This is a genomic window from Sagittula sp. SSi028, assembly GCF_048553715.1.
Taxonomy (GTDB): Bacteria; Pseudomonadota; Alphaproteobacteria; order Rhodobacterales; family Rhodobacteraceae; genus Sagittula.
Window position 1 is genome coordinate 1 of sequence record NZ_JBLZNC010000029.1, and the last position, 6,003, is coordinate 6,003.

The window sequence follows — 6,003 nt, forward strand, 5'->3', positions numbered from 1 at the left end:
AGCCATGATCTGGGCTTCTGTGAAACGTGTCTTCTTCATCGGAATCTCCTCGTTCATCCTGCCGAGAAAATTCTACTTCCGCATCCCCTTAAGATCGGGGGGGATTACCCCCAGCTGCGCTCATGAAACTGCCAGACGCATCCAGCCCGACTGTGTGATAAAACGGCGGAAAATCTAACCCCAAGCGGGGACACTTCCGGTAGCACAGCAAGTAGCCGAAAACTCCAGCTTTAAACGGTCCAGTTTTCAGGGGGCAAAGCAGTCCGAGTCCTTTTGACCACCTATCTCTTGCCTGTTGGGGAAAAACTTGCTCAGTTCCCAGTGACTATCCACCTCTCAATGCTACCTTGGGTTTATTTGAGTCAACTATACGTGGCACACTTAACCGTAGAAGTGGTATGATATTGGTACCATATGACAGGCATCAGGGACGTAAAAAATGGTAGAGCAGAACACATCTGACAAACCGGTGAACGTTTCTCAAAAGACACACAAGCCCGACCGCAATACCTCGCTAAGTTGGTTCCAAACCTTAGAGCCTCGCCTCGTTTTCGACGCCGCATTTGGTGCTGAAGCAGTTGACACGATTGGCAACCACAACAGCGGGTCTGAAGAGGCTTTTACCAACCGCGATCTCAACACCCATCTTGCCGAATCACTGGCTCATATCGAACCTAAAGGTGAGCGTCTCGAAGTCTATGTCATCGACGGGCAGGTTGCAGATGCAGGAGATCTTATTGCAGCGGTTCCAGCGCGATCGCATCTTATTACACTAGACGGCAATTCAAGCGGATTGGCGCAGATCGAAGAAGGCCTGTCGGGCCTAGAAGGTATTGATGCGCTGCATATTCTTTCGCACGGTGAACCAGGCGAAATCCAGCTTGGCCCCGACCGCTTGGAAACCACCAATCTATCCATTGCGGAGCTTGAGGCTCTGCAGCGCATCGGTGGCCAAATGGCCCTTGGTGGCGATATCCTGATCTACGGCTGTGATTTTGCCGACGCTGAAGATGCGCTTTCTGCATTGGCAGTTGCGACAGGCGCAGATGTTGTCGGCTCTGACGATAAGACCGGTTCAGCGGCCCTTGGTGGGGACTGGGATCTTGAAGCAAATGTTGGCGCAATCGAAGCCGATACTTTGGCGGTGGCGGCCTTTAGCGGAACGTTAGCCGACTTTACGGATGCGGGTACAGACACCGATTACACCCTAAGCGGCACCGATACACTGACGATCACCAGCGGCACTTACACAGGTGAAATTGACGGATTTGGCCCGAATACAACCATCACCGTCGAGGCAGGCGCAAGTTTCGAACCCGCCAGTTTTGACGGTCTGAGAGGGACGTTAATCATAGAAGCTGGCGCCACCGCTGTTATTGATGACGTTAACTTCGAGCAAAACTTTACCCTGCAAAACTCGGGCGACTTGGTGTTCTCGGGTTCGGCTGGTTTTGACGATACAGCAGAATTGTCCAACTTTGCTGGCGGCACGATCATCTTTTCGGAGATACTGACGCTGGAGAAGGACTCCATCCTCACCAATGCGGGCACGCTGACCTTTAACGAAGACCTTGAAACCAAGGAAGACACGACATTCAGCAATAGCGGTTCGGTTACCCTAACCACGTTGAGCGCCGAGGGCGATATCGTCAACAGCGGCTATATTGATGCCACTCAAATCATTGAAATAAATGATACATCCGCCGTAACTAACACCGGCAGCCTCGAAGCAGCTACTCTGTTTGAAAACAAATCCAACAGCTTTGCCAATGACGGATTTATTTTTGTAACCGGCGGATCCAGCATTTTCTTGAACGATGGCACGTTTACGGGCGGTCCGGATTCCGTGGTCACCGGCTTTAACTTTGAAAATGCGGGCCAAGTTGACGGCGGCGGATCCTACAGCTTTGATGGGCTGACGGCGAACACAGGCGATTTTGATGGCACTGGCGGCCAAACGATCAACTTTGTCGACAACTCGCCCACAGGCGCTAACATTTTTGACATCCAGACCAACGCGCCAACCAACACGCAAGCGGTGCCCTTCACGCCACCCGCAGCCGGCACATTGCCTGGTTCTCAAGTCAATCCCGATCCGGTCGCGGGTGACGATACCTTTGCTGTGGATCAAGGCACCACTGGCAATCCCCTTGATCTTCTTGGGAATGATGCGGATGCAGATGGCGACAGTCTGTCGGTTCGCTCTATTGACGGGGTCGGGCTTGTGGACGGGGCTGCCTTTGACATCAGTGTTACCGGCGGCACGGTCAGCTGGGACGGCGCAGGTAACCTGACCTTTGCCGACGACAATACTGCGCAAACCGCGACCTTTGAGTATGAAATCACCGATGGCAATGGCGGCGTCGACACAGCCTCCGTTACAATCGACATCAACTCGGTGCCATTGCTGAGCAATGACTTGTTCGCGGGAATCGAAAACCAAAACGTTACCATCGCTCTATTTAACAACGACACGAACCCCTCGGGCGACACACCCACGGTGGTCGAGCTGACAAACCTGCCACCGGTGACCTCGGGTGTGCTGACCTATTTGAACAATGGCGTTCGCACAGACATTGATCCGGCCAACCCTCCGGTTCTGACTTTTGATCAGGCGAGCTCGCTCATTTTCGAGCCTGCGGATTTCTTCTTTACGACCACCGGCAACAACCTCTCTTTCGATTACACTGTTACGGACGCTGACGGTGACACTGATACTGCAACCGTCGAAATCAGCATCGCAGCCGTTAACGACAACCCGATTATCGACCTGAACTCAGCCTCAGATATTAACGATGCCGACCGCGGCTTGGACGTGACATTTGTAGAGGAAGGTGTTGACGCCAGCGGCGTTACGCAACCAGGAACGCCCGTTAGCCTTGTTGATGCAAACGCCGATATATCCAGCCTGACCGAAGACGATATCGTCACATTAACCATCGATGTTCCCAGCAACCCTGAAGGCGAAGACGAGATCGTCACCCTGAACGGCTTTGACTATCCTTTGAACGCAGCAGCGGCGGCTGTCCAAACAGTCACCTATGGCGGCACTACTTTCGATGTTAGCTATAACGGATTTACCTTTACGGTTCAGGCAACTGGCAGCACAGGCAGCCCTGTAGACGAGGCCGACCTTACGAGCCTGATCAAAGACCTCACTTATCGTAACGAAAACGACAATGCCGAGCAGATCACGCGCGAGTTCGTCTTTGTGTTAACAGATCAAAGCGGCAGCACAGGAACCGCAACCGCGAGTGTGACGGTCACCCTCACAAACGATACACCAGAGGTGAATTTGGACCCGGACAACCTGTCCTTGGGTGCTGATGACGGCAATTATGACACGCTCATTTCTGCTGGGACACAAAACGCATCTATCGTACCGGCGGGTGGTGGCGTCATATCTAGCGACGGCGATGATCTCGAAACCCTGACGATTACGCCAGGCGGTAACGCAGACGGAGCAGACGAAAGCCTGACCGTTTTCGGAACTGATGGGTCACAGGTGGATATTGCGTTAGACGGCACGCCTGTCTCGGGTTCCGTTTCGATCAACGGGCAAAGCTTTGATGTGGCTTATGACGGAACTGACGTGGTGATCACTGTCACGGGTGGCGGACCTGCGGCGACTGATGATTTCAACGCCTTGTTGGAAGGCATCGGATATTCCAATGACGCCGTCGAAGCCACATTGGGCGAGCGGACCTTTGACATCTCGGTCGCTGACAGCCAGCTCAGCTCCACGATTCTGGGATCGACGTTGGATTTGAACCTCGTTCAATTCCAAATCACGGGCGAAGGCTACACTTTCTCTGCTGCGAATGGCAGCACAGCCTCTACCATCGAAGTCGTCCGATTTAACAATACAACAGGCGAATATGAGCTGCAAAACGCAGTTCAAATGGATGTTAACGTCAACGCCACAGGGTTTAACATCAACGACCAATACGGCTATGGTATTGTCAACAATGGCCTGTCATCAGGTGTGACCGCTAGATCAATTATTCGCATCGGCGCAGACGGAGAATATGTCGACCTCGGTCAACCAACCAATACGGATCCGACAGGAGATCCATGGTCTACGATTCGTAGCACGAACGCTGGCGTTATTGGTGATGATGGTACGTACTTTACACGAACAGGTCCCAATACACTGGCCATTGTGGAACCCCTCCAAGGGCTTGCTGCTGGCGACAGTTTTTCCTTTACCGAGGTTGCATCTAATATAAACATCGCGATCGATCTGGCATTCGGGCAAGACGGGGCGCTTTACGGTATTCAGGGCAACAACCTCGTGCGCTATGAGGTCACGTATGTGGGCGGCATTGCAACAGAGATTAACGCCAGCGTCGTTACCACCGTTCCCGACACAAGCACCCCTAATGCATCAGTCCGTGGCGGTTTTGGCGGCGCGTGGTCCGATCTGGCAGGGCGTCTTTTTTTCTATAACAACGGCGGTCAAGCAGGGACAGAACGCACCATAATCCAGATCGAACTTGATTACGACACCACGGGCGGTGTCGTGGGCGCCCCCACCACGGGCACTGTTACCGACGTCGGTGTTTCCGAGCAGCTCAGCACCTTTGACGCCTTCGCCGCCAAGGGCTTTGATCGCGGCGATGCACCTGGTTATGTTGAAGCAACCCACAACCTTGACCCTGTCGGTGTTAAGCTTGGCACGGAAATTACCGACGGTGAAGTCGCAGGCACGCAAAACGTTTCCGCCGAGGCTGACGAGGTTACCGGCTTTGACGACGAAGACGGCTACTCTGGCTCTTTGGTTATTCCCGCCGCCAGCGGTGACACCTACACAATCTCGGCCGGCGACTTTACGATCAGCAATCCCAGTGGTGCCACCACTGCCAAGCTTCACGCGTGGATCGACTGGGATGCCGACGGCGTATTTGAAACCGGCGAAGGCGTGGATTATGACGTGGCAGACGTTGTGTCAGATGGCGCAGGTGGTTGGACCCTGTCATCCGACCTTGTTTTTACAGTGCCTGCGACCATTTCCACCACCGAGGCGCAAACCTACATGCGTTTCCGCATTTCCACGGACGACCGGATTTCCGCAACAACGCCTGGTGCGCTGGATGCTTCTGGCTCGCCGGTGCTTAGCACTGCTGCGGTTGACGGCGAAGTTGAAGATTACCGCGTGTTCCTCAACGCCCCTCCTGTCCTGACGCCCGATGTAAACACAACATTCGAAGACACCGCCCTTGTCGTGAATCGCAATGTTGGCTTGCTCTCCAATGACACGGACCCGAACAGTGACTCCTTACGGGTTAGCGGTCTTTCGGCCGACATTGACGGGTCTGGCACCCAGACTGCCTTCAGCCCGAACACGTTCGTTACCCTTTCCGACGCGAACGGCGAAATAGGTCAACTCAGAATACGCGGGAACGGTGCCTATCACTTCACACCAGCGGCGAATTACTTTGGCCCTGTTCCGACCATCACATATGAAGTCACCGACGCGCGCGGTGTTTCCTCAACAAGTACGCTCAACATTACCGTCGACGGTGTTCCCGATACTAGCAATGACCGCTTGGAAACACCCGAGAATGTAGCGATTTTAGTCAATGCGACGGACAACGATTTTGACGCGCTTGGCGATGGACCCGCTGAATTCGTTTTAGACGAATTACCGCCCCTTATGCAAGGCTCACTGAGCTATGACACGGGCACATCGATACTGACTTTGACACCTGGCTCAGGCCCTTTCCGTCTGACAGCGGCTGAATTCGCAACATTGACATTCACACCCGCCGAAGATTTCGTCGGCAGTGTCGATAGATTTAGCTATACTGTCGTCGATACGGATGGCACGGCCAGCTCCCCGGATGACGATGAACAATCCACCAGCACTATATCCATCACCGTGACAGACACCCCCGATGCGACGCCAGACAGCTATGTGACAGCTGAGGACACGGCGGTGTCTTTGGATCTTGAGGCGAATGACGACACGGGTTCGGGGCTTTCGGCGCTTGTGATCGGCTC

The 6,003-nt window shown here is 53.9% G+C and carries 1 protein-coding gene; it reads left to right on the plus strand.

The window, feature by feature from the left end; genetic code table 11:
- Positions 1-439 precede the first annotated feature (439 nt).
- Positions 440-6,003: DUF4347 domain-containing protein (locus ACN5AZ_RS18510; protein ID WP_419430378.1), on the plus strand; the 5,564-nt coding region annotated here is incomplete at its 3' end.